Source organism: Nocardiopsis baichengensis YIM 90130 (genome assembly GCF_000341205.1).
Lineage (GTDB): Bacteria > Actinomycetota > Actinomycetes > Streptosporangiales > Streptosporangiaceae > Nocardiopsis_A > Nocardiopsis_A halophila.
This window is the reverse complement of the sequence record NZ_ANAS01000005.1, coordinates 536,720-559,413: the sequence shown is the minus strand read 5'-3', so window position 1 is coordinate 559,413 and position 22,694 is coordinate 536,720. Positions and strand designations below refer to the sequence as shown.

Sequence of the window (22,694 nt, the reverse complement as noted above, 5' to 3'; positions counted from 1 at the left end):
GGGCAACGGATATCGGTGGGCTTTTGCTTTCTACGCCGCCTCTTTCATCTGGTTCCTGATCCGCGACGGCCGCAAGTACCGCAGGGCGAAGGCCGCTTCCCGTGCGCATCAGGCCACCTCCCCTTCGCAGGACGAGGACCGGTAGCCGTCGGCCATGGCGTCGATGTCCTCGTCCGAGACGTAGGCCGCCCGCACCCTCGTCGGGACCTTCGAGCCCTCCAAGCGGACGAACGCCGTGCCCGGGGCCGCCGGATCGATCAGATGCGCATCGGCCCCCCGGTCCCGGGCGTCCGGGCCCAGGACCATGTCGACTTGGGTCGCCTCGTCCAACCGGAGGGCGACCTTGTCGGGGAAGAGGTTGCGCAGGTTCATGACCTCCTTGCGCGGATCCTGCAGCGCGGCGACCACCGTGAAGCCGACCGACCTTCCCTGTGAGGTGAGGGTGGCCATGGCGTTCTCGGCGCGGCGGCGGACGTCCTTGTTGGGGTGGTAGGCGGTCAGGAACGCCACCTCGTCCAGAACCACCACCTCGAACGGGTCATCAACGCTGGGAGTGTGCGAGCGGATGCGGCCGGCATAGGCATCGGCCCGCGCCTGCATGTCGGCCACGGCCTCTTCCAGCAGCTCCACACACGCTTCCCCGGAGTCGGCGTAGCGGTAGAAGAGCGGGCGCCCGTAGGACAGTTCCATCCGCTTGGGGTCCACCGCCCGCACCCGAGCCAGCCCTTCGCGGATGGCGGGGAGCATCGCGCGGATGGCCGACCAGATCACCGAACCCTTGCCCGCGCCGGTCACCCCCGCGACCAGGACGTGCGTACCGTGCAGCCGCATGGTCCAGGTGCGCCCGTCCTCACAGCGGCCCATGGGAAGCGCGCCCAGGTCCACCTCGTCGGCCGAGTCAGGGACGTCCATGGCTCCGATGGGTTCGGCGAGCATGTCCCGGCGGGGGAACTCCAGGACCACATCGAGCGGCCCGCGCACCTCCACCCGGCAGGCCGGGGCACCGAACCCGTGCGCGAGCTGGGCCGTGCGCTCTTCGAAGTCACCCGGGGCGGTGCCTGGCACGAGCTTCACGCGGACCCGGTCGGCCCACTCCGAGCAGACCACCGAGCGGATGCGGGGAAGGTACTGGCGCTCAAGGTAGGACTCGGCCAGGCCGGAGACCACGAGGACGGGTTGCCAGTGCCGCCGGTAGACCCACACCCCGCGCACCAGGGCCAGGGCCCGCAGGGCGGCCCAGCGGCGGAACGACACGGGGTGCCAGTGGCGCCAGGCGAGCCCGCCGACGACGGCGACGGTGGAGACCACCGCCGGGCCGATCCAGTCGAGGACCCACCAGGAGGCGGCCAGCACCGCCACCGAGGCGACCGAGAGCGGGTAGCGCACCGGCAGCGCCCCCATGAACGCCAGGAGGCGCCAGAGCCAGCGGCCGAGGATGAAGGCCGCCGGGGTCTGAACCACCGGGGTGGTGAAGCGCACCGCATGCGCGGGGACCGGGGTCGTGTGCTGAACCGGGGCGGCTCCGTTCGCCTTTCCGGGCATCAGTGATCACCTCCGGTGCGCAGCACGTAGGAGTCGGCCAGGCCTTCGGCACGCTGGGCCGCAAGCTCGGCGCGGGCGGCGGCCAGGTCGGCACGCGCAGCCGCGGCCGTGGCGCGGGTCTCGGGGTCACGGGTGCCGGCCGCCATGCGGCCGAGCAGGGAGGCCTTCCACGCCAGGATGTCCACCCGGGAGGCCGCCTCAGCGGCGGCCGGGACCGAGCGGTGCTCGCGCAGCGCGGCCAGGAAGTCGGCGATCTCGCGGGCCGACACACGGGCGGGCTGTTCTGCCATCATGAAGACGCACCTCTCTTGGGTTTGACCAGTTCTCAGGGGGTGAGGGGGCGGCCGAAGGTGTTGGCGCACCAGGCCGCCCCGCCGCATGTTCAGGGGCGTTCGCGCTACTCGCCGCCCTTGCCACCCGCACCGGCCGGTGCCGGAGCCTTCTGCCGTGCACCGCCGCCCGGGGCGCGCATGCCGCGTGCCCGCAGCGAGTAGGCCACCCGAGGACGCCGGCCGTTGTCGTCCACATACGGGCGCACCGCCATGTGCTCGAACTCCACCGGCCGGAACGGCACACCCGCCGCCTCATCCGGCATGGTCGGGCACACCTCGGCCGGGATCTTGACCTTCACCGACTTGGCCTTGCCCCGCGCCTCAGGGTCGGCGTCGATCACCTCCACCGCCCACAAAGGCAGCCCGGTGTCCTTGTCCATCTGGGGGCGCTTGGTCTCGAAGTCGGTGATCGCCTCCACGCTCAGCGCAAAGGCCCCGTGGGGGAACACCGTCCCGAACTCCACCGGGATCGCACCCTGAATCGCCATCAGAAAACTCCTCTTCCATACGTTCCGTCGACCACTTGTCCGGTCGAGCTGAGTACAAAATAGCGGGTCCAACACGATCGGACAAGTGGTTGAACCCTCGAACCTGTGCGCCCGGTCAGGAAGCCGGGTAGCTGTCCTCCAACTCGTGCAGGTCACCCGGCAACACGATGTCGGCCACGGCCAACACGTTGTCCGAGCCGTCCAGGATCCGCGCGAGGATGGACAGCACCGGCGCGCGCTCCCCCAGCTGCAGGAGCCGCGCCTCATCACCGGTCGCATGCCGCGCCGACAGCCGTTCTCCGATCCGGGCGGGCCGGAGCCGCTTGACCGCGTGCAGGTGCTCACGCACCCCGATACCGATCAACTGATCCTTGCCCAGATCGGTCCCGTCGGCCACGTCCAGCGGGAACCACAGCGTGACCAGCTCACTGGGCTCACCGTCGGCCATGATGACCCGCTGTCGGCGGATGGCCGGGGACCCTTCCGGGAACCCGAGTGCTTCGGCGATCGCGGCGGGGGCTCTCGTGCGTCCCGTCTCGATGATCTTCACCTCCCCTCCCTGCTCGGCGGCATCGAAGGCGCTGGCGCCCGCGTGCGAGCGCTCCACCGCGGTGGTGGGCACGCCTTTGACGAAGGAGCCGCGCCCGTGCTCCCGGTCGATCCAGCCCTCCATCCGCAGGATCTCCAGGGCGCGGACCACGGTGCTGCGGCCGGCCCCGAACTCGCGGACCATCCCCGACTCCGAGGGCAGCTGCGTGCCCGCCGGGTAGGTCCCCTCAACGATGCGTTCCTGCACCGCCTGCACGATCTGTACGTACTTCGGCGGAGCGAAGTCCATGCTCGACATACACAACCGTCCGGTCATTCCATCGCTCGTATGGTCAAGCAGCATAGCGGCGCACTCAACACCCGCCTTCCCAGGCAGGAAGGTGCGGCCCGGTAGGGGTGGCGGCCCCGGCTCCCCCCAGTGAGACACCGGAGCCACCACCCCAGCCGCACGGCCGCCGGGAAGGCGTTACCGGAGCCGCGGCCGCGCGGCCGCCTTCAGGTCTGGAAACCCACGTACCAGCGCGGGTGCCGCTTGGGCGGGACCTTGGCCACGCGTGTGCGTTCGCGGTGGCGGGCGAAGTAGACCCGGTAGCCGTTCAGGTCCTCACCGCACTCGATGACCTTCACCCCGTGTTCGGCGGCCCAGAGCCTCAGCTCCTCCAGGCCGACCTCTCGCCGGACCATGTGGACACCGTCCCCGCCGGACGTATCGGGGGCGGGATCGCGAGCATTAGGGTTCTCCATGTCAGCGCTCCTTGCCAGCGTTGGCCACGCCCCCGGACGGCGCCCACCGTCGCGGGGGTCTGTCTGTTTCAAGCCGCTTCGACACCGGTCCCACGGCAGTCGGCGCACGCGATGTAGCGGCGCGCCGGGGCCGGGCCCCCAGCAGAGCCCACGACGAGGAGCTTCCTCGGACGCAGCATCTTCCGACCGCGTCCCCGGCAGTGCTTGCACTTGGCTGTGGGGGTGTCGTTCATGGAGACGACGATTCCGGTTCCGGCCGCTCGAACCCATCCCGCGCGGGTATCCCTGCTGGGGATAATGGCCGTGGCCGATGTGACTCCCCCCGATCGGAGGCCGTGATGGCAGGGCGAGCTTGGGAGGGCGTGGCCCTACCCGCGTGGGCATGGGAGCGCGAGGAGGCCCGCAGCCTCCTGCAGGCGCGTGACGTGCCTGGACTTCTGCGGTTCGCCCAGCGGTTCGGCGGGGCGAGCCAAACCCGACTCGCATCCGCCACCGGGATATCCCAAGGGCGGATCAGCGAGATCCTGAACGGCCGCAAGTCGGTCGTCGCGTTCGAGGTCTACGAGCGCGTGGCCGAGGGCATCGGCATGCCGGACACCGCACGCATGCTCTTCGGACTGGCCCCCAAGGACGTCGCGGCCTTCATGAACCCCCGGCCAGCCGCATCGGAACCTCGGTCCGCAGTTCCCCGACAGATCCCCCCGGCGCGCGAGGAGGCAGACGAAGAGGTGCGACGCAGAGAGTTCGTCGGAATCGCCGGGGCCACCCTGTTCCAGGCCGCTACCGGCCCGACTCTGGCCCTGGACGACATCGCGGCGGCACTGACGCGCTACGCGGGAGCCCCGGAGGCCACCACCACAGGGCGATACGACGTCGCGGGTCTGTCGAGAGACGTGCACAGGGCCAAGGCCGGCTACCAGGCATGCCACTACACAGCGGTCGCCAAGCGCCTTCCGAACCTGCTCACCCGCTTGGACGACGCCGCATCGGCCTTGGAGGGCGACGAGCGCTTGCGGGCGCACACCTTGCGCGCCGAGGCCTACCACGTCGCGGCCAGCGTCCTTCTCAAGACCGAGGAACGCGGACTCGCATGGCTCGCAGCCGATCGGAGCATGCGTGCAGCCCGGGACAGCGAGAACCCGACGACCGCCGGAGCAAGCGCACGCGTATTGACCCGCGCACTCATGCGCGACCGCCATTATCGCGCCGCAGCGGATCTCGCATCGGAGGCCGCGCAACGAGTCGCCGAGGGCACCGAAGAGCACACGCCGGACTCCCTGTCCGTCTACGGGGCTCTTCTCCTCAGCGGGTCCGTCGCTGCGGCCCAGCGGGAGGACCGCGCCCAGGCGTTCACTCTGCTTGACGAGGCCGAGGACGCCGGGCGCAAGCTCGGAGGCGACCACAACTACCAGTGGACGGCCTTCGGCCCTACGAACGTGCTTCTCCACCGGGTGAATGCCGCGGTGGAACTAGGTGACGCGGGCAGCGCCATCGACTACGCGCGCCGCATCGACCTGGACAACGTCGACGTCACCGAGCGCAAGGCGATGCTCTTCGTCGACGCATCCCGCGCCTACAGCCAGTGGGGAAAACTCGACAAGGCCTATCAGGCACTCGCCACCGCCGAGCAGATCGCGCCGGAAGAAGTCGGCGCCCGCCCGATGGTGCGCGGCCTGTTGGGCGACCTCCGGTCCCGCTCGACCGGCCATCTGCACACCAGCATCAATCAGCTAGCCGAGAGGACAGCCACAACCCGATGAGCGCCGAGAAGAAAACCGTCTACGTCGTCGTCTGCGCTGCAGGACCCGCAGGCGACGTAGGCAAGCTCATCGACATGGCCCACGAACGCGGATGGGACGTTCAGGTAATCGCGACGCCGTCCGCGCTTGCCTTCATCGACACAGATGCGCTGGAAAAGCAAACAGGCCGCTCTGTCCGCAGCGAGCACCGCGCGCCAGGATCCCCGCGCAGCCCCAAAGCCGACGCGATCATCGTCGCCCCCGCCACCTTCAACACCATCAACAAGCTCGCGAACGGCATCGCCGATAACTACGCCTTGGACGTAGTCAATGAGGCGATTGGGTTGGACATTCCCGTCGTCATCCTTCCGTTCACGAACGTGGCTTACACGAACCGCACCCCGTTCCAGCGCAGCATTGACGCACTCCGCAGTGAAGGCGTCCCAATCCTCATTGGCCCGGAAGGTTTCGAGCCACATGATCCAGGCAGTGGAGCCGCCACGCGCGACACCTTCCCTTGGCATATTACTTTGGCATCACTATGAGCAGCGGAACCCCAGGCTTCCTCTCAGGTCAAGGAATTTATCGCTCGAATGAGATAAGTGAGTGACCTTGAATTCAAATCCCCCCAACAGAATCCCCCGGTCTCAACGAAGGTGGCGGGGAGATCTCCCCTCCATGCTTACCGATGAAGCCGCCACTCTAGCGGCGCTCACTTCATTCATCGATGCTACAGTGGAATGCTATATCGCACACACATCTCTTCCTTTTGATTATTCAAAAGGAAAGAGTATTCCAAACCCCAATTTCATTATGACCAAAACTGATTGGGATGATCGGGGCGACTCCACAATCCATCAACTACGCAAGGCGCGAAACGTAACCCTCCTTGGTCGCTTTTCAGATAATGGGCTAGTGAGAGTCAATTTCACGGCTCGCAACTGGGAGTACGTGAACAGAAGCGAACTGTCCGTAAAAGCCGTATCCGATCTCACTTCAGACCTGCGCAGTGCAGCCCGTTCGCGTCTAACTGGCTCTGGAATGGCTGCGCTGGTTGGCTTCTTTCCAATATTGACTTACTTCGCGATAGGTTTCGCAGACTACTTCGCGGCATACATTCTTGACCCGCAGTTCCGGGAACAAGTAAGTCAGAGAACCGACCCCGCAGAGTCCAATGTATTCATATACATTCCTGCCGAAAAGATCATCCCCCTTACACTCTTTCCGTGGCCGGTATTCATCATTGCCTCTTTGGGTATATTGAGTCTGCGATTCTTTTCCGGAGGCCTTCGGACATGGCCTCAGCAACTCAACTCGACATTACTGCATTACACACTTTACAATCTCCGAACCACGTTCATTCCCAAGGTAACCGAAGGGCTCGGCAACAAACTCTTGTTCGCTGCGATCGGCGCGGCCCTCATCTACATCACTACAGGAAACGTTGAAGTTCCTTGGTAACATTCCCATTGATTGCCGAATTCGGCTGTATGAGATCAAGGGCGACGGCGCTCCCGCGCCGTCGCGGCCTGCCCGCACGCGGGCTGGGGCTGCGGGCTGCCGCCCGGTCCCCAGCCCGCGTGCGGTCGGCCGGAGCCACTGGGGCGCCGTGGCCGCTCTCGTCACCGCCTCAGCACTCGGCGCGCCGTCGCCCAGAGCGGATGGATTGGAGCGCGGCCGACCGCCTACGCCGAGTCCCGACTTGAGGACGTGTGGAACCAGGGGGCTACCGCCCCCGTGGACCCCCGGATCCCGGAGCACCCGCTTGCGCGATGCTGCTCTGTCTGTGGTCCGGACCGATCGCGCAATCGGGCACTCCGGACCGGCTGCTTGGTCGTCCGCCGCTGGGGTCCCGGGACGGCGCCGGCACTTCCGCCAGGGCGCGCGGGAGTGACGGCCAATCGAGCCGTTGGCCGAGGTCAGAGGAACGCGGTGACGGCAGTGTTTGACGGCAACCGCGGCTCACTCCGGAACACGCGCGCGAACACGCCCACGCGGCTGGGCGCAGGCCAGCGGATTTCGAGGCAGGACGGAGAAGCCCCGCGCGGAGTTTGCATACCAGAGGTCAGGGGTTCGACTCCCCTTGGCTCCACCCTTGTCGACGGCCGTCCTCCTGCTCAGGGAGGGCGGCCGAAGCACGTTCGGTGCACATGCGTCCGGCCCGGACCATGCGGCGGACCGCTTGTCGCCATGTCGCTTCGTGGCCTTCTCGACCGTGCAGGGGGCCGCCTCCGGCCGGTCGCCTTCTGCCGCGCACAGAAGCGGGTGTCCGTACGTTCGGGCCTGCGGGCAGGATGAGCGGCATGAGGCTCGCCAAGTTCGGCCATGCGTGCGTCCGCCTGGAGAAGAACGGCCGCTCGATCGTGATCGACCCCGGGGCGATGACGCCCGAACCCGCGGCGGTGGCGGGGCACCGGTCAGCCCCTCATTCCGGATCGGAGCGCAATGCGGCAGGTGGGCGAGCGCAGCAGAGCTGTGGTGCGGACTCTCAGGCGCTACGGGGTTCTCGTCCTCCTCGGGGTCGCCCTCACACTGGTCGCGATCCATCACTTCTTGGGAGACGGCTCCTGGCAGGGGTACGTCAAGATGGTCGGCGCCGCCGTCTTCATGTGGGCAGGCCATGTGGGACTGGTCCTCATCGGATCGGGGGGCAGGCTTCCCCCGGCCGATGACGAGCATGATTAGCGCTCCGCCATGGCGCCGAGGTCCTCACGGGGTCGGGGGCGGCCGGTTCCGGTTCTGGGCATCTCCGGGGCGCTGTGTCAGAATCGTGCCCGTGAGCAGCATCGATGCCGACGGGCAGCGCTTGCGGGAGCTGGTCCTGCTGCGCCGTGTGCGCGACCGGATCGACCGGGAGTACGCCGAGCCGCTGGACGTCGAGGCACTGGCCCGCGGGGTGAACATGTCGGCCGGCCACCTGAGCCGGCGGTTCCGGGCCGCCTACGGGGAGTCCCCGTACTCGTATCTGATGACGCGGCGGATCGAGCGGGCCATGGCCCTGCTGCGGCGGGGGGACCTGAGTGTCACCGAGGTCTGCTTCGATGTGGGGTGCTCGTCGCTGGGCACGTTCAGTACGCGCTTCACCGAGCTGGTGGGCGTGTCTCCCAGCGTCTACCGGCGCCAGGCCGGCGGCGGGCCCGAGGGCATGCCCTCCTGTGTGTCCAAGCAGGTCACCAGACCGGTCAGGAATCGAGAAGCCCGCCGGGACGGCCCCCGTCTAGCGTGATCTCCACGGACACGGGGCCGGGCCGCGAGGACCGCCCCCGCCCAACGGATGGAGAGACGATGAGCACGGCTCCGAGGACGGACGGGCGCCCGTCCGAGCAGCATGTCGCCGACAGCCACGACATGATCCGCGTGCACGGCGTACGCGAGAACAACCTCAAAGACGTCAGCATCGAGATCCCGAAGCGCCGGCTGACCGTGTTCACCGGCGTCTCCGGATCGGGCAAGAGCTCGCTGGTCTTCGACACGGTCGCCGCCGAGTCGCAGCGCCTGATCAACGAGACCTACAGCGCGTTCCTGCAGGGCTTCATGCCGACGCTGCCGCGCCCCGACGTGGACGTGCTCGACGGGCTGACCACCGCGATCATCATCGACCAGCAGCCCATGGGCAGCGACCCGCGGTCCACGGTGGGCACCGCCACCGACGCCAACGCGATGCTGCGCATCCTGTTCAGCCGGCTCGGCGAGCCGCACATCGGGCCGCCCAACGCCTACTCCTTCAACGTGGCCACCGTCCGGGCCAGCGGCGCCATCACGGTCGAGCGCGGCGACCGGAGCAAGGCAGAGAAGGCCACCTTCTCGCGCCTGGGCGGCATGTGCCCCCGGTGCGAGGGCCGCGGCCAGGTCACCGACTTCGACCTCACGCAGCTCTACGACGACTCCAAGTCGCTCGCCGAGGGCGCGCTCACCATCCCCGGCTACACGATGGACGGCTGGTACGGCCGCATCTTCATGGGATCCGGGTTCCTCGACCCGGACAAGCCGATCCGCGACTACTCGGACAAGGAGCTGGACGCCCTCCTGCACAAGGAGGCCACCCGGGTCAAGGTCGACGGGGTGAACGTCACCTACGAAGGGCTGATCCCCCGGATCCGCAAGTCGTTCCTGTCCAAGGACCGGGAGGCGATGCAGCCGCACATCCGGGCCTTCGTGGACCGGGCCATCACCTTCACCGACTGCCCTGAGTGTGGAGGCACCCGGCTCAGTGAGGCCGCCCGCTCCTCCAAGATCAAGGGCGTCAGCATCGCCGACGCCTGCGCGATGCAGATCAGCGACCTGGCCGGTTGGGTGCGCGGCCTGGACGAGCCGTCGGTGGCGCCGCTGCTGGCCTCACTGGGCGGGACCCTCGACTCCTTCGTCGAGATCGGACTGGGCTACCTCTCGCTCAACCGCCCCTCGGGCACGCTCTCCGGCGGCGAGGCGCAGCGCATCAAGATGATCCGGCACCTGGGGTCCTCGCTCACCGACGTCACCTACGTCTTCGACGAGCCCACCATCGGCCTGCATCCGCACGACATCCAGCGGATGAACGACCTGCTGCTGCGGTTGCGCGACAAGGGCAACACGGTGCTGGTCGTCGAGCACAAGCCCGAGACGATCGCGATCGCCGACCACGTCGTCGACCTGGGGCCGGGCGCCGGGACGGACGGGGGCACCGTCTGCTTCGAGGGCACCGTCGAGGGCCTGCGCGCCTCCGGAACCGTCACCGGGCGGCACCTGGACGACCGGGTGGCGCTCAAGGAGTCGGTGCGCTCTCCCAGCGGCGCGCTGGAGGTGCGCGGCGCCTGCGCCCACAACCTCCGCGACGTCGACGTGGACATCCCGCTCGGGGTGCTGGTGGCCGTGACCGGGGTGGCGGGTTCGGGCAAGAGCTCGCTCATCCACGGGTCGGTGGCCGGCCGCGAGGGCGTGGTGGAGATCGACCAGACCCCCATCCGCGGCTCCCGGCGCAGCAACCCGGCCACCTACAGCGGCCTGCTCGACCCGGTCCGCAAGGCGTTCGCCAAGGCCAACGGGGTCAAGCCGTCCCTGTTCAGCGCCAACTCCGAGGGCGCCTGCCCCGAGTGCAAGGGCGCCGGGGTGACCTACACCGACCTGGGGGTGATGGCCGGGGTGGCCGTCACCTGCGAGGAGTGCGAGGGCAAGCGGTTCCAGGCGGCGGTGCTCGACTACCGGCTGGGCGGGCGGGACATCAGCGAGGTGCTCGCGATGTCGGTGGCCGAGGCCGAGGCGTTCTTCGGCGCGGGGGAGGCGCGCACCCCCGCCGCGCACCGGATCCTGCGCCGCATGGACGACGTGGGCCTGGGCTACCTGCACCTGGGCCAGCCGCTGACCACGCTGTCCGGCGGCGAGCGGCAGCGGCTCAAGCTGGCCGCCCGGATGGGGGAGAAGGGCGGCGTCTACATCCTCGACGAGCCCACCACCGGCCTGCACCTGGCCGATGTCGAGCAGCTGCTGGCCCTGCTGGACCGGCTGGTCGACTCCGGCACGTCGGTGATCGTCATCGAGCACCACCAGGCGGTCATGGCGCACGCCGACCGGATCATCGACCTGGGCCCCGGCGCCGGGCACGACGGCGGCCGGGTGGTCTTCGAGGGCACCCCCGCCGAGCTGGTCGCCGCCCGCTCCACGCTCACCGGGGAGCACCTGGCGGACTATGTGAAGGCCTGAGCGGACCCCGGCGGCCGGCCGTCTAGACCGAGGGGTCGCGGCCGTACAGCCGCTTCGCCCAGAGGTAGCCGCCCAGCGCGATGACGCCGCACCAGCCGAGCGCCAGCGGTACGGAGTCCCCGGCGCCGGTCCCCGCCAGCAGCCCGCGCAGGGTCTCGATGACGGGGGTGAAGGGCTGGTACTCGGCGAACCACCGCAGCCCGGCCGGCATCGTCTCGGTGGGTGCGAAGCCGCTGCCGAGGAAGGGCAGGAACATCAGCGGCATCGGCACGTTGCTCGCGGTCTCGACGCTGCCCGAGGCCAGGCCGAGCGCCACCGTCAGCCAGGTGAGGGCGAAGGCGGCCAGGAGCACCAGCCCGGCCGCGGCGAGCCAGCCGCCCGGACCGGCGGACGGGCGGAACCCCAGGAGCAGCGCCGCCCCGACGACGACCGCGACGCTGAGCACCGTCTGGATCAGGCTGCCGACGACGTGGCCGGTGAGCACCGAGACCCGGGCGATGGCCATGGTGCGGAACCGGGCCACGATGCCCTCGGTCATGTCGGTGGCGACGGAGATGGCCGTCCCCTGGGCGGTGGAGGCGATCGTCATCAGAACGATTCCGGGGACCAGGTATTCGAGGTAGGCGGCGCGCCCGCCCGAGGCGCCGCCCCCGAGTCCGGTGCCCATGGCGTCGCCGAAGACGTAGACGAACAGCATCATCAGGAGCAGGGGCGTCCCGACGAGCATCAGCGTGACGGAGGGGGAGCGCCACAGGTGCTTGACCTGGCGTCCGACCATCGTCGCCGAGTCGCCGACGGCGTGGGTGAGTGCGGTCATGGTCAAGCCGCCTTTCGCTGCTCGTCGTCGGTGCCGGTGAGGGCCAGGAACACGTCGTCCAGGTCGGGCGTGTGCACGGACAGCTCCTCGGCCTCGATCGCCTCGGCGTCGAGGCGGTCCAGGAGCGAGCGCAGCCCGGTGACGCCGCCGTCGCCGGGGACCTGAAGGGCCAGGGCCTCCTCGTCGCGGGTGCCGCCGAGGACGCGGGCGGCGGCGTCGAGGCGGTCGGCGGCGGCGAAGCGCAGCCGGACGTGGCCCCCGGGGACCCGGCGCTTGAGCTCGTCGGCGGTGCCCTCGGCGGCGATGGCGCCCCGGTCGAGGACCGCGATCCGGTCGGCGATCCGGTCGGCCTCCTCCAGGTACTGGGTGGTGAGGAAGACGGTGGTGCCGTCGGCGGCCAGGGTGCGGATGATCTCCCACAGGCCGCGCCGGCTGCGCGGGTCCAGGCCGGTGGTGGGCTCGTCGAGGAAGAGCAGGCGGGGCTCGCCGACCAGGCCCATCGCCAGGTCCAGGCGGCGCCGCATGCCCCCGGAGTAGGCGGCGGCGGGCTTGCGGGCGGCGTCGGCCAGGTCGAAGCGCTCCAGCAGCTCGGTGCTGCGCCGCCGGCCGGTGCGCCGCCCCAGGCGGTGCAGGTCGGCCATCAGCCTCAGGTTCTCCTCGCCGGTGAGCAGGCCGTCGACCGCCGGGTACTGGCCGGTGACGCCGATCCCGGCGCGCACCGCGTCGGGGTCGTGGGCCGGGTCGTGGCCGAGGACCTCGATCCGGCCGGCGTCGGCGCCGATGAGCGTGGTGAGGATCTTGACCACGGTCGTCTTGCCGGCGCCGTTGGGGCCCAGGAGGGAGAAGACCCTCCCGGCGGGGATCTCCAGGTCGATGCCGTCGAGCACGGTCTGCTCGCCGTAGGACTTGCGCAGCCCGGCGACCGACACGGCGGTCGCGGTTCGTGCGGGGGGCGGTGTCATCACTGCCTTTCGCTCGGGGGTTCGGCGGACGGGTCAGGCGCGGCGGACCACGACGTCGCCGAAGCGGGCGCGCGCGTGCACCTCGACGGTGTCCTCGGAGCTCTCCGGGCCGTCGGCCTCCTCCAGGGAGCTGCGCACGGTCCCGTGTTCGGAGGCGGCGTCGATCCAGGCGGCGGTGCCCGAGCGGATGCCGACCTCCAGCTCCCCGTAGGAGGAGCGCAGGTCCACGCGGCCGCGGACCGCCTCGCCGAGCAGGATGTTGCCGTGGGCGGCCTTGGCCTCGACGGAGTCCAGGACGCGGTCGGCGGTGAGGTCGCCGGTGGCCGAGGCCATGTGCAGGGAGCCGGTGGCCGTGCCGACGGTGATGGTGCCGGTGGTGGTCTTCAGGGCGGCGGTCCCGTCCATCTCCTGGACGCGGATGCGGCCGGTGCCCGTGGTGATCTCGGCCTTCCCGGCCAGCCGGTCCAGCAGGACGTTGCCGGTGGAGAGCCGGACCCGGGCGCCGCCCAGGCGGCCCTCGCCGCGGACGTTGACGAAGTCGGCGCGGACCTGCAGGTGCGAGTCGGCGGGCAGCTCGACGGTGATCTCGACCATGCCCTTCTGCAGCATCCGCCCCAGGCCGCTCTTCTGGGTGGCCACGGTGAGGCGGCCACCGGAGCAGTCGACCTGGACCTGGTCGGCGGCCCGGACGTCGGCGTCCTTGCCGGGGTCGAGGGGGCGGACGCTGACGGCGGTGTCGGCGCGGTCGGAGGCGGTGATCTGCAGGCCTCCGGCCACGACGTCGATGTCGGCGGTGATGGGCCCGGGGGTGTCGAACGTGGTCACGGCGGTCTCCTCGCTGTGGTTCCGGTGGTGGCGGTGGTGGCGGTGGTCGGTCATCGGACCCACCCGGTGTAGCCGCGCCCGACCTGGCGGCCGGTGACGCGTCCGGACGGCTGGTCGGTCCCGCCGCCGAGGGCGGAGCCGACCGCGCGCACCAGCCAGGCGTTGACCGAGAGGCCTTCGAGCCGGGCGGCCTCCTCGACGAGCGGCTTGAGGCGGTCGGGCAGGCGCAGGGTGATCCGGGAGGTGCCGCCGTCCTCGGCCTCGGGCGGAAGCGGGCGGGGCGACGCCGCCGGTTCGGGCGCCTCGGCGCCGGCGGGGCCGGCCGGGTCGGCCGGGGGCGGCGTCACGATGAAGTCGGCCTGGCCGCCGCGCAGCCGGACCTCGACCGAGGCGGGGGCGATGTCGCGGGTGATCTCTTCGGCGGCGGAGGACAGGGCGTCCAGCAGGGCCAGGCGCGCGGCCGGCTCCAGGGCTGCGGTCAGGCGCTCGGCGATCGCCCGGGTCTCCTCCCCGCCGGCTTCGGCGGCCGTCACGAGTTGGCGGCGGAGGTCGTCCACATACGGTGTGAGGTCCATGACGCCACTATGGTGTCACAACTGACGTCGCGTCAAGGGTTTGATGGCGTCATGGCGGCGTCAAGCGGGCTTTGCCGATTCGAGGGCGAGATCGTCGGAGGGGCGGGCCACACTCGGAGACAGTCCGGGTGCACCGGATGCACCTGCCACCGATCAGACGGCGGAGGACACACGCCATGATCACCACCGATTTCCTGCCCGGATCGCCCTGCTGGGTCGATCTCGGCGCCCCCGATCCGCAGGCCGCCTCGGACTTCTACCGGGCGGTCCTGGGCTGGCGGACCCGGTCCGCCGGGCCCGACGCGGGCGGCTACGCCTTCTTCACGTCCGAGGACCGGACGGTCGCCGCGCTGGGCCCCCTGACCGAGGAGGGCGCCCGGTCCGCCTGGACGGTCCACTTCTGTGTCCCCGACGCCGAGGCCACCGCCGCCGCGGTGGAGAAGGCCGGCGGCGCCGTCCGCGTAGCACCGATGGACGTCATGGGCCTGGGCGTGCTCGCGCACTTCACCGACCCGCAGGGCGGGCGGTTCGCCGTCTGGCAGTCCCAGGACTTCGCCGGATTCGACGCCGCCGACACCCCCGGCGCCCTCGACTGGGTGGAGCTGTGGACCACCGACTCCGCCGGCGCCCGCGCCTTCTACGACGCGGTCTTCGGGTGGTCCTTCCAGGACACCGAGCTGCCCGGTGGCGGAGGCACCTATACCCTGCTCACCCCGGCCGGCGCCGGGGAGGAGCGGATGCACGGCGGCATGATGCAGATGGCCGCCGCCGACCTGGCGCTGACCCAGGGCGACGCCGACTGGCACCCGGTCTTCCAGACCGAGGACTGCGCGGCCGCCTCGGCGGCCGTGGCGCCGGCCGGCGGCCGGGTGCTCATGGGCCCGGAGGACGCACCGGGCGTGGGCCGCCTCGCGGTGTGCACCGACCCGGCCGGCGCGGACTTCGTCCTGCTGCAGCCGCGGCCGGAGTGAGCCGTACCGCATCGATGGCGGGGGGCGGTGCCCGTGGATACGCTGAATCCGGGCCGTCCCCCGCTTCAGGGTCGCGTCAGGGCCATCCCCGATGCGGGCCGCCGCGCGCGGCGGGCACCATGGAGGGGCAGGGGCGATCCGGCGAGCGGTGAGGAGTGAACGTGGCCGTGCATGATCCCATCCCGCGTCCGGGGCAGGTTCCGCAGATCCGGCTCACCCATGCCGACCGGGACCGGGCCGCAGAGCGCCTGCAGGAGGCCTACGCCGAGGGGCGGCTGGACGAGTCCGAGCTCGACGAGCGGCTCTCGGTCGCGATGGCGGCGAAGTTCCCCGCCGAGCTGGAGCCGCTCTTCTCCGACCTGGCGGTTCCCGGCGGCGGCCCCGCGGCGGCGCCCCACGCGCCGCAGCCGCCGGCCGCGCCCGAGGGGCGGCCCTCCGGCGAGGACAAGGTCTGGTCCGCGGCCGCGCACGCCTCCGGCTACTTCCTGCTCCCCGTCGGCCCGCTGCTGGTCCTGCTGCTGCGCGGCGACTCCTCGCCCTTCGTGCGGCGGCACGCCATGGAGGCGCTGAACTACCAGCTGACCGTGCTCGTCGGCTCGGTCCTCGGGTTCGGCCTGTTCTTCCTCATCCTGCCGATGCTCGCGGCGATGCTGCTCCTGCTGGGGTGGGTGTTCCTGCCCGCCGTCGCCGGGCTGGTGGCGCTGTTGGGCGGCGGCTGGAAGTACCCGCTCACCTGGCGCCCGGTCAAGGACAAGTGACCCCTCCCCCGACCGGCGCGGCCGGCCCCGCCCCCGTGCGCGCGTAGTCTGGAAGACAGACGGGTCTGTACAGTCCGTGCAGAGCGAGGAGGCCCTGATGAGCGCGCAGAGCCCGGCGGCGCAGAGGATCCTGGACACGGCGTCCCGGCTGTTCTACGAGAACGGCATCGACACCACCGGTGTCGACACGGTCATCGCGCGCTCCGGTGTCGCCAAGATGACCCTCTACAAGCACTACGGGTCCAAGGACGAGCTGGTCGCCGCCTATCTGCGCCGGCGCGACGCGCTCTGGCGCGAGCACCTGGCCTCGGCGGTCGAGGCCCGCACCGACCCGCGGGAGCGGCTCACCGCCGTCCTCGACACGCTGCAGGAGTGGCTGGCGGGCGAGACCGAGCAGTACCGCGGGTGCGCCTTCGTGAACGCGGCCGCGGAGGTCTCCGACCCGGACCACCCGGCCCGCGCCGTCGTCGCCGACCACAAGCGGTGGATGCGCTCCTATCTGGACCGGCTGGCCGCCGCGACCGGTGCCCGGGACCCGCACGCCCTCGCCGAACAGCTCTTCGTGGTCCTGGAGGGCGCCCCCGTCACCGCCGTGGTGCACGGGTGCGGTGCGGCGATGGCGGCGGCCCGGGGCGCGGCCGAGGCGCTCATCGCCGCCCACTGCCCCGAGCGGGGGTGATCCCGGCGCCGGCCGCCGCCACCGCGGCCGCGACCAGGAACGCCTCCGGCAGGGACGCCCGGTCGGCCACCAGGCCGACCAGCGGGGAGCCGGCGGTCTGCCCGGCGGCGATCATCAGGAAGGCCGCCCCCACGCCGAAGGACGGCGCGTCCGGGTACAGCCGGATCCCCCACATCAGCAGGAGCCCGGTGAGCGCGGTGTAGACCGCGCCGAACAGGGCGGTCGCGGTGAACAGGGCGGCGGGGCCGAGGGCGCCGGGCAGCGCGCCCGGGGCCAGCGCGGGCACGGCGGTCACGGCGGCCGCGGCGAGCATGGCCGCCGCCCAGGCGCCGGCCGGGCCCAGGCGGTCGGTGAGGTCGCCGGTGAAGGCGCCGAGGACCCCGGTGGCCCCGAGGCAGATCCACATGGCGACGGAGGCGGTCGGGCCCAGGCCCCCGTGGGTGAGGGCGAGTTCGCGCCCGAAGGTCCACACCGCCGACCCGGCGAGGCCCATGGCGGCCGCGGCGGTGAGCATCCGGGCGGAACCGCGGCGGCCGAGCGGGGAGGGCAGGAGCGGGGTCCGGGCCGTTTCCGGCCCGGCAGGGTCCCTTGTGCGGCCGGGCGGCAGGGTACGGGCGTTCCACAGGGTCACGGCCAGGGCGAGGGCCGAGAAGGCGAGCCAGGCGGGGCGCCAGTGGGCCCCGGCGGCGAGCGCGACCGGGCCGGAGACGGCCACCCCGAGGCCGGTGCCGGCGTTGACGATGTTCTGCATGCGGTTCCGCAGCCGCGGGGCGACGCGGTGGGCGATCGCCTCGGCCAGCGGAGGGGAGGCCGCGCCGGTGCTCGCGCCGCCGATCAGGACGCCGGCGGCGAGCGCCGCAGGGCCGGGGGCGGTGGCGACCAGGGCGGTCCCCGCGGTGGCGAGCGCCCCGGCGCCCAGGGCCACCCGGCGCGGCGGAAGGGATCCGGAGGCCAGCATGGACACCGCGATCGCGGCGCAGTAGGCGGCGTAGCCGCCGGAGGCGATGAGCCCGGCGGCCGGGGCGCCGAGTCCGAACTCGTCCCGGAAGGCGGGGACGAACAGGCCGTAGGCGAAGCGGGCGATGCCGTAGGTGACGGCGATCAGGGCCGTCCCCGCGGCGGCGAGCCGGACCGGCCGGCCCAACCGGGGCCGCGCGGGGGAGGAGGTGCCGGTGAACGTCATGCCGCGAGTATAGACAGACAGGTCTGTCTATTTCGAGAAGGGGGAAACGTCTCCCACGTCACACTCACGGCCGGGAAACGGCGACGGGGCCGCCGCGAAAGGTTCGCGGCGGCCCCCGTCGGTCGTCGGGCCCGGGGCCCGGGGTCACTTCTTGGCGGCGCCGTCGGCCTCGGGGCCGGCGCCGACGCCGGCGACCTCCTCGGTCTTGGCCTTGGCGGCCTCCTTGGCGTCCTGGGCCTTGGACTGCAGCTGCTCGCGGGTCTCGCGGACCTGCTCGCGGGCCTGGTCCAGGTTCTCCTGCCACTCGGCGTCCTGGGCGGCCTTGCGCAGGCGGATCACGCCGTAGACGGTGGCGGCGCCGAGCGCGGCCACGCCCACCAGCACCACGGCCTTGGGCACGCGGCGGCCGCCGTGGCGGGCCGCGATCAGGCCGCGGCGGGTCCGGTTCGGCTCCACCCGCTGGGCGGCGGTGGCGAGCAGGTCGGCCACGCGCGGGGCGACGGTGTCCTCGACACGCAGTGCGGCGGTCTCCAGGCGCGGCGCGGTCCAGCCGCGGGCGCGCAGAAGACCGCGCTCGGCCCCCGCTCGCGCCTGGCCGGCGTAGGGCTCAAGGCGCTCCTTCTGCTCGCGGGCGAGCTCCTGGAGACGCGCCATGGCCGCCTCCGCGTCCAGCTCCGCATTGCGACGCTTCATCTGGATGGCCACGGTGAACTCCTTTGCTTGAAGGATATGGACAACCCCCTGCCCGCTGGCGCCGGTTCCCATGCGCCCGGGCGGGGTCACGCCGCTCACACCGGCGGGCGCCCCTCCGCCGGGGTACGGCCTGAGCGGGCGTTATGCACGCGTTATATCAACATAGGCGTCCCAAGGCGGACACCGGGCGTTCAACACGCTCCGCGGCTCTCCCCTCCGACGCCCCGGACCGCGCCCCCGTTCCCCCCGCCGGCCCCTCCCGCCCCGGTGCGCCGAAGCCTTCGGGGGACGGGGCCCGTGCCCGGTAACGTGGGGGCGTACGCAACGGCGATGGAAAGGCACGTGGTGTCCGACGCAAACGGACAGCCCAAGGCGCGGCTGAAGACCAACCAGGGGACGATCGTCGTCACGCTCTTCGCGGACAAGGCTCCGGAGACGGTCGACAACTTCATCGGACTGGCCGAGGGGACCCGCCAGTGGGTCGACCCGACCACCGGCAAGCCGAGCAACGGCAGGCTCTACGACGGGACGATCTTCCACCGGGTCATCGAGAACTTCATGGTCCAGGGCGGCGACCCGCTGGGCAACGGGCGCGGCGGCCCCGGCTACAAGTTCAAGGACGAGTTCCACGACGCGCTCAAGTTCGACCGCCCCTACCTGCTGGCGATGGCCAACGCCGGGCCGAACACCAACGGGTCGCAGTTCTTCATCACCGTGGGCACCCCGGACTGGCTGAACAACCGGCACACCATCTTCGGCGAGGTCGCCGAGGGCGCCGAGATCGTGCAGGCGATCTCCGAGGTGGCGACCAACCCGCAGGACCGGCCGCTGGAGGACGTGGTCCTCGAGTCCGTCGAGATCGAGCGCTAGGTCCCCGATGGCCGCGGACCCCTCTCCGTCCCCGGGCACGGGTGCGGCTCCGGTGTGCTACCGGCACCCGGACCGCCCCGCCCGCATCACCTGCACCCGCTGCGAGCGGCGGATCTGTCCGGACTGCATGCGCGACGCCTCGGTGGGCCACCAGTGTCCCGAATGCGTCGCCGAGGCGAACCGCCGCACGCCCGCGCCCCGAACGGTCTTCGGCGGGCGCACCACGGCGGCCCCGTACGCCACCTGGACCTTCATCGGCCTGATGGTGGCCGGGTTCGGCGTCCAATCGGCGAACTGGGACGTCACCGGGCTGTTCGGGATGAACGCGCTGGCCGTGGTCTTCCTCGGCGAGTGGTACCGGATGATCACCGCGGCGTTCCTGCACGGCGGCCTGATGCACCTGGCCTTCAACGCGTTCGCCCTGTACGTGGTGGGGCGCCAGCTGGAGGCCTGGCTGGGCCACGCGCGGTACGTGGCGCTGTGGGTGCTCAGCGCCCTCGGCGGCTCGGCGGTGACGCTGGTGGTGACCGCGGTGACGGCCGTGGCGTCCGGCGCCGTGCAGCCGCAGCTGTCGGTGGGCGCCTCAGGGGCCGTGTTCGGCCTCTTCGGGGCGGTGCTGGTGCTGGGCCGCCGACTCGGGCTGGACACCCGGTTCGTGCTGCTGCTCTTGGCGGTGAACCTGGTGATCACGTTCATGCCGGGCCTGAACATCGCCTGGACCGCGCACGTGGGAGGGCTGCTGACCGGCCTGGCCCTGGGGGCCGGGTTCGGCTACCTGCCCCGGGGCCGGGAGGGTTCGGGGAGGGACCGCGGCTCCCGTAAGGCGGCGACGCACCTGGTCGTCGCCGGGGGCTGGACGCTGCTGATCGCGGTGGCGTCGGTCGTGAGCACGGTGGTGCTGCTCAGCATCGTGTGACCGGTCGTGACGGCGAAGGGGCGGGACCCGTCGGGTCCCGCCCCTTCCGCGTGCGCGCGCCGGTGCCTCAGAGCACGGCGATGCGCTCGCGGCGGGGCGCCGCGAGTCGAACACATCTTCCCACAGGCTGTGGACAACCATGTGGACAGAACCGTGCCGGGTTGTGGACAAACGTCCGATTCTCCCTACTGAGCAGGGAAAACGGGCTCAATGCCAGCGTGTGGACAAGATGACGCAGATGATGATCCCGCCGAAGCCGATGGCCAGGTTCCAGTTGCCCAGTTCCGCCATGAACGGGATCTTCCCGTCCACCCCGGCGATGTAGTACGTCGCGATCCACAGCACGCCCGCGATGCCGAACGTGAGCATCGTCGGCACCAGCCATCGCGGGCTGACCTTGGGCTTGACCGCTTCCGCCGGAGGCGTGTAGACGGCCTTCTTCTTGCGATCGTTGCGGGACTTGGGCACGGTCGCTGCTCCAATTACCAATCGGCCGGAACGGGCGCGTTGCGGGGACCAGTCTACGCCCGGGTCAGTCCCGGCGGCCCCACGGGAGACCGCCGGCCTCGTCGCCCTCGCCGCCGTCTCCGCCCTGGCCGCCGTCATCGTCCCCGTCGTCGCCGCCCTGGCCGTCGTCGCCGGTGGGCGGGCCCGTGGGGTCCTGCGGCTGACGGGCGAGGGTCACGGTCACCAGGCTCCCCGGCTCGACCTCCTGGCCGGACTGCGGGTCCTGGGCGATGACCGTACCGGGCTCGGCCTCGGGGTCGTCGGCCTGCTGGAAGGAGCTGTTGAGCCCGGCGTCCGAGAGCAGCTGGGCCGCCTCCTGCTGGGTGCGGCCTTCCAGGTCGGGCACCTCCACGGTCCCGGTTCCCTCGGAGACCACCAGGTCCACCGCCGAGCCGGGCGCGGCCTCCTCCCCGGAACCGGGCGAGGAGCGGATCACCACGCCCTCGTCGTAGTCGTCGGACTCCTCGCGGGAGACCTCGCCGACGGACAGGTCGCGGTCCTGCAGCTCCTGCTTCGCGTCCTCCTCGGTCATCCCGGCCAGCGACGGCACCTGCACCGCCTCGGGCCCCGAGGAGATGTACACCGTGATGTCGGAGTCCGCGGGAAGGGTCTCGCCCTCCTCCGGGTCGGTCCGGGTGGCCTGCCCCTCGTCGTAGTCCGCGCTGGGCTCGCTCTCCTCGGAGACGCTCCCGGTGAAGCCCTCCTCCTCCAGCGTCTGCTGCGCCTCGTCGAAGGACTGCCCGGCCACGTCGGGAACGGTCAGGCTCGCGGGCTCGTCCTCGCCGCCGCCGCCGTCGTTCCCGGTGCCGTTCATCAGCAGGAACCCGGCCAGGGCGAGCGCGGCCACGACCGCCAGGCCCAGCAGCACCCACAGCGCCGTCTTGCCGCCCCTGCCGTCGCGCCGGTCGTCGTAGTCGTCGCGGTCCTCGTCCACCGGCGGCAGCGCCGTGGTGGACCCGGCGGCGCCCATGGCCATGGTGTCGGGCGCCGGCTGCATGCCCTGCAGCCCCCGCTCCAGGTCCTGGCGCATCTCCTCGGCGCTCTGGTAGCGCTCGTCCCGGTCCTTGGCCATGGAGCGCAGCACGACCGCGTCCAGCCAGTCCGGGATCTCGGGGTCGACGTCGGCCGGCGGCACCGGGTCCTCGCGCACGTGCTGGTAGGCGATGGAGACCGGGGAGTCGCCGGTGAACGGCGGGCCGCCGGTGAGCAGCTCGTAGAGCACGCAGCCGGTGGAGTAGATGTCGCTGCGGGGGTCGACGCGCTCGCCGCGGGCCTGTTCGGGGGACAGGTACTGGGCCGTGCCGATGACCTGGGAGGCCTGGGTCATGGTGGCCTGGTCGTCGTTCATCGCCCGCGCGATGCCGAAGTCCATCACCTTGACCTCGGCCTGCCGGGTGAGCATCACGTTGGCCGGCTTGATGTCCCGGTGCACGATGCCGTTGCGGTGGCTGTACTCCAGCGCCCGCAGGATGCCCTCGGTGATCTCGGCGCACCGCTCGGGCAGCAGCCGCCGCCCGTCGTCGAGGATCTCCTTCAGGGTGCGCCCGTCGACGTACTCCATCACGATGAACGGCAGCGGCACGCCGTCCACGATGTCCTCGCCGGTGTCGTAGACCGCGATGATGGACGGATGGTTCAGCGAGGCCGCCGACTGGGCCTCGCGCCGGAACCGCTCCTGGAAGGTGTGGTCCCGGGCCAGGTCGTGGCGGAGCGTCTTCACGGCCACCAGCCGGTCGAGGCGCAGGTCGCGGGCGCGGTGGACCTCCGCCATGCCGCCGCGCCCGATGAGGGCGTCGAGCTCGTAGCGTCCGCCGAAGAGCCGTGGCTGTGACATGTGCTGAACAGTTCCTTGTGTCGTCGCGGTGGCC

General features: G+C 71.2%; 24 protein-coding genes. 11 read left to right on the top strand and 13 right to left on the bottom strand.

Going from position 1 to position 22,694, the window contains the following annotated elements; all coding sequences use genetic code 11:
* Positions 1-108: 108 nt before the first annotated feature.
* The 5 genes from C892_RS28635 to C892_RS0106150 all read right to left on the bottom strand — a co-directional run bounded on the left by C892_RS28635 (position 109) and on the right by C892_RS0106150 (position 3,655).
* Entirely contained in the window at positions 109-1,542 is a 1,434-nt protein-coding gene (locus C892_RS28635) for a PH domain-containing protein (protein WP_017556509.1), read from the bottom strand.
* Complete coding sequence (locus tag C892_RS0106165; protein WP_040685273.1) at positions 1,542-1,835, bottom strand: hypothetical protein; 294 nt, start codon at positions 1,833-1,835, stop codon at positions 1,542-1,544. The genes C892_RS28635 and C892_RS0106165 overlap by 1 nt, the downstream gene beginning before the upstream one ends.
* Before the next feature lie 104 nt (positions 1,836-1,939).
* A complete protein-coding gene (locus C892_RS0106160; protein ID WP_017556507.1) occupies positions 1,940-2,362 on the bottom strand; it encodes a hypothetical protein in 423 nt (140 codons plus the stop codon).
* Positions 2,363-2,477: 115 nt separating this feature from the next.
* Positions 2,478-3,209, bottom strand: a complete 732-nt coding sequence (locus tag C892_RS0106155) for a GntR family transcriptional regulator (protein ID WP_017556506.1) — start codon at positions 3,207-3,209, stop codon at positions 2,478-2,480.
* Between the two features lie 197 nt (positions 3,210-3,406).
* Entirely contained in the window at positions 3,407-3,655 is a 249-nt protein-coding gene (locus C892_RS0106150; RefSeq protein WP_152513343.1) for a hypothetical protein, read from the bottom strand.
* Between the two features lie 362 nt (positions 3,656-4,017).
* Between C892_RS0106150 and C892_RS0106145 the strand changes: the two genes are divergently transcribed.
* The 6 genes from C892_RS0106145 (at position 4,018) to C892_RS0106125 (ending at position 11,070) form a co-directional block, all read left to right on the top strand.
* Positions 4,018-5,415, top strand: a complete 1,398-nt coding sequence (locus C892_RS0106145; RefSeq protein ID WP_239647274.1) for a helix-turn-helix domain-containing protein — start codon at positions 4,018-4,020, stop codon at positions 5,413-5,415.
* The gene (locus tag C892_RS0106140) at positions 5,412-5,939 is read left to right on the top strand and encodes a flavoprotein (protein ID WP_017556503.1); all 528 of its coding nucleotides are present in this window, start codon (positions 5,412-5,414) and stop codon (positions 5,937-5,939) included. Before C892_RS0106145 ends, C892_RS0106140 begins: the two co-directional genes overlap by 4 nt.
* A gap of 133 nt (positions 5,940-6,072) precedes the next feature.
* Positions 6,073-6,855, top strand: a complete 783-nt coding sequence (locus tag C892_RS31195; RefSeq protein WP_152513342.1) for a hypothetical protein — start codon at positions 6,073-6,075, stop codon at positions 6,853-6,855.
* Between the two features lie 1,017 nt (positions 6,856-7,872).
* Positions 7,873-8,079 carry a hypothetical protein gene (locus tag C892_RS31570; protein ID WP_161631980.1) on the top strand — a complete coding sequence of 69 codons (207 nt, stop codon included), beginning with the start codon at positions 7,873-7,875 and terminating at the stop codon, positions 8,077-8,079.
* A 91-nt stretch (positions 8,080-8,170) separates the two neighbouring features.
* Entirely contained in the window at positions 8,171-8,620 is a 450-nt protein-coding gene (locus C892_RS0106130) for a helix-turn-helix transcriptional regulator (protein WP_017539879.1), read from the top strand.
* Between the two features lie 59 nt (positions 8,621-8,679).
* Positions 8,680-11,070, top strand: coding sequence for an ATP-binding cassette domain-containing protein (locus tag C892_RS0106125; RefSeq protein WP_017556501.1), 2,391 nt, complete (start codon positions 8,680-8,682; stop codon positions 11,068-11,070).
* Positions 11,071-11,092: 22 nt separating this feature from the next.
* Here C892_RS0106125 and C892_RS0106120 read toward each other — a convergent pair whose 3' ends face one another.
* From C892_RS0106120 to C892_RS0106105, 4 genes are read right to left on the bottom strand one after another with little or no spacing between them, the layout of a single operon-like run.
* Positions 11,093-11,887, bottom strand: coding sequence for an ABC transporter permease (locus C892_RS0106120; RefSeq protein WP_017556500.1), 795 nt, complete (start codon positions 11,885-11,887; stop codon positions 11,093-11,095).
* Between the two features lie 2 nt (positions 11,888-11,889).
* Positions 11,890-12,849 (bottom strand): ABC transporter ATP-binding protein, encoded by a 960-nt coding sequence (locus C892_RS0106115; protein WP_026124168.1) that lies wholly within the window; start codon positions 12,847-12,849, stop codon positions 11,890-11,892.
* 33 nt (positions 12,850-12,882) lie between these two features.
* Complete coding sequence (locus C892_RS0106110; RefSeq protein ID WP_017556498.1) at positions 12,883-13,728, bottom strand: DUF4097 family beta strand repeat-containing protein; 846 nt, start codon at positions 13,726-13,728, stop codon at positions 12,883-12,885.
* Positions 13,725-14,249 (bottom strand): hypothetical protein, encoded by a 525-nt coding sequence (locus tag C892_RS0106105; protein ID WP_026124166.1) that lies wholly within the window; start codon positions 14,247-14,249, stop codon positions 13,725-13,727. Before C892_RS0106105 ends, C892_RS0106110 begins: the two co-directional genes overlap by 4 nt.
* Positions 14,250-14,425: 176 nt before the next feature.
* Between C892_RS0106105 and C892_RS0106100 the strand changes: the two genes are divergently transcribed.
* From C892_RS0106100 to C892_RS0106090, 3 genes are all read left to right on the top strand, one after another.
* Complete coding sequence (locus C892_RS0106100; RefSeq protein WP_017556496.1) at positions 14,426-15,220, top strand: VOC family protein; 795 nt, start codon at positions 14,426-14,428, stop codon at positions 15,218-15,220.
* A gap of 161 nt (positions 15,221-15,381) precedes the next feature.
* Positions 15,382-15,978: a DUF1707 and DUF4870 domain-containing protein gene (locus tag C892_RS0106095; protein ID WP_239647273.1), complete on the top strand. Its 597-nt coding sequence runs from the start codon at positions 15,382-15,384 to the stop codon at positions 15,976-15,978.
* 97 nt (positions 15,979-16,075) lie between these two features.
* The gene (locus tag C892_RS0106090) at positions 16,076-16,657 is read left to right on the top strand and encodes a TetR/AcrR family transcriptional regulator (RefSeq protein ID WP_040685313.1); all 582 of its coding nucleotides are present in this window, start codon (positions 16,076-16,078) and stop codon (positions 16,655-16,657) included.
* Here the strand turns inward: C892_RS0106090 and C892_RS0106085 are convergent.
* Both C892_RS0106085 and C892_RS0106080 read right to left on the bottom strand, forming a co-directional pair.
* Positions 16,626-17,840 carry an MFS transporter gene (locus C892_RS0106085; RefSeq protein ID WP_017556494.1) on the bottom strand — a complete coding sequence of 405 codons (1,215 nt, stop codon included), beginning with the start codon at positions 17,838-17,840 and terminating at the stop codon, positions 16,626-16,628. The genes C892_RS0106090 and C892_RS0106085 overlap by 32 nt on opposite strands.
* A 144-nt stretch (positions 17,841-17,984) precedes the next feature.
* Positions 17,985-18,545, bottom strand: coding sequence for a hypothetical protein (locus C892_RS0106080; RefSeq protein WP_017556493.1), 561 nt, complete (start codon positions 18,543-18,545; stop codon positions 17,985-17,987).
* A gap of 333 nt (positions 18,546-18,878) precedes the next feature.
* On the opposite strand from C892_RS0106080, the gene C892_RS0106075 reads away from it, so the two are divergent.
* Together C892_RS0106075 and C892_RS0106070 are read left to right on the top strand one after the other, a co-directional pair.
* Positions 18,879-19,403, top strand: a complete 525-nt coding sequence (locus C892_RS0106075; protein ID WP_026124164.1) for a peptidylprolyl isomerase — start codon at positions 18,879-18,881, stop codon at positions 19,401-19,403.
* Between the two features lie 7 nt (positions 19,404-19,410).
* Positions 19,411-20,319 carry a rhomboid family intramembrane serine protease gene (locus tag C892_RS0106070; protein ID WP_017556491.1) on the top strand — a complete coding sequence of 303 codons (909 nt, stop codon included), beginning with the start codon at positions 19,411-19,413 and terminating at the stop codon, positions 20,317-20,319.
* Positions 20,320-20,526: 207 nt separating this feature from the next.
* Here the strand turns inward: C892_RS0106070 and C892_RS0106065 are convergent, their stop codons facing one another.
* Both C892_RS0106065 and pknB read right to left on the bottom strand, forming a co-directional pair.
* On the bottom strand, positions 20,527-20,787 hold the full coding sequence (locus C892_RS0106065; protein WP_017539867.1) for a cell division protein CrgA: 261 nt from the start codon (positions 20,785-20,787) through the stop codon (positions 20,527-20,529).
* Positions 20,788-20,851: 64 nt separating this feature from the next.
* Positions 20,852-22,660 carry a Stk1 family PASTA domain-containing Ser/Thr kinase gene (pknB, locus tag C892_RS0106060; RefSeq protein ID WP_017556490.1) on the bottom strand — a complete coding sequence of 603 codons (1,809 nt, stop codon included), beginning with the start codon at positions 22,658-22,660 and terminating at the stop codon, positions 20,852-20,854.
* Positions 22,661-22,694: the final 34 nt, after the last annotated feature.

Excerpts from the sequence above, each read along its gene's own strand:
- pknB (WP_017556490.1), bottom strand. The coding sequence starts at position 22,660 with ATGTCACAGCCACGGCTCTTCGGCGGACGCTACGAGCTCGACGCCCTC.
- C892_RS0106110 (WP_017556498.1), bottom strand. The coding sequence starts at position 13,728 with ATGACCGACCACCGCCACCACCGCCACCACCGGAACCACAGCGAGGAG.
- C892_RS0106115 (WP_026124168.1), bottom strand. The coding sequence starts at position 12,849 with ATGACACCGCCCCCCGCACGAACCGCGACCGCCGTGTCGGTCGCCGGG.
- C892_RS0106105 (WP_026124166.1), bottom strand. The coding sequence starts at position 14,249 with ATGGACCTCACACCGTATGTGGACGACCTCCGCCGCCAACTCGTGACG.
- C892_RS0106120 (WP_017556500.1), bottom strand. The coding sequence starts at position 11,887 with ATGACCGCACTCACCCACGCCGTCGGCGACTCGGCGACGATGGTCGGA.
- C892_RS0106150 (WP_152513343.1), bottom strand. The coding sequence starts at position 3,655 with ATGGAGAACCCTAATGCTCGCGATCCCGCCCCCGATACGTCCGGCGGG.
- C892_RS28635 (WP_017556509.1), bottom strand. The coding sequence starts at position 1,542 with ATGCCCGGAAAGGCGAACGGAGCCGCCCCGGTTCAGCACACGACCCCG.
- C892_RS0106100 (WP_017556496.1), top strand. The coding sequence starts at position 14,426 with ATGATCACCACCGATTTCCTGCCCGGATCGCCCTGCTGGGTCGATCTC.
- C892_RS0106125 (WP_017556501.1), top strand. The coding sequence starts at position 8,680 with ATGAGCACGGCTCCGAGGACGGACGGGCGCCCGTCCGAGCAGCATGTC.
- C892_RS0106165 (WP_040685273.1), bottom strand. The coding sequence starts at position 1,835 with ATGATGGCAGAACAGCCCGCCCGTGTGTCGGCCCGCGAGATCGCCGAC.
- C892_RS0106085 (WP_017556494.1), bottom strand. The coding sequence starts at position 17,840 with ATGACGTTCACCGGCACCTCCTCCCCCGCGCGGCCCCGGTTGGGCCGG.
- C892_RS0106155 (WP_017556506.1), bottom strand. The coding sequence starts at position 3,209 with ATGTCGAGCATGGACTTCGCTCCGCCGAAGTACGTACAGATCGTGCAG.
- C892_RS0106160 (WP_017556507.1), bottom strand. The coding sequence starts at position 2,362 with ATGGCGATTCAGGGTGCGATCCCGGTGGAGTTCGGGACGGTGTTCCCC.
- C892_RS0106140 (WP_017556503.1), top strand. The coding sequence starts at position 5,412 with ATGAGCGCCGAGAAGAAAACCGTCTACGTCGTCGTCTGCGCTGCAGGA.
- C892_RS0106090 (WP_040685313.1), top strand. The coding sequence starts at position 16,076 with ATGAGCGCGCAGAGCCCGGCGGCGCAGAGGATCCTGGACACGGCGTCC.
- C892_RS31195 (WP_152513342.1), top strand. The coding sequence starts at position 6,073 with ATGCTTACCGATGAAGCCGCCACTCTAGCGGCGCTCACTTCATTCATC.
- C892_RS0106070 (WP_017556491.1), top strand. The coding sequence starts at position 19,411 with ATGGCCGCGGACCCCTCTCCGTCCCCGGGCACGGGTGCGGCTCCGGTG.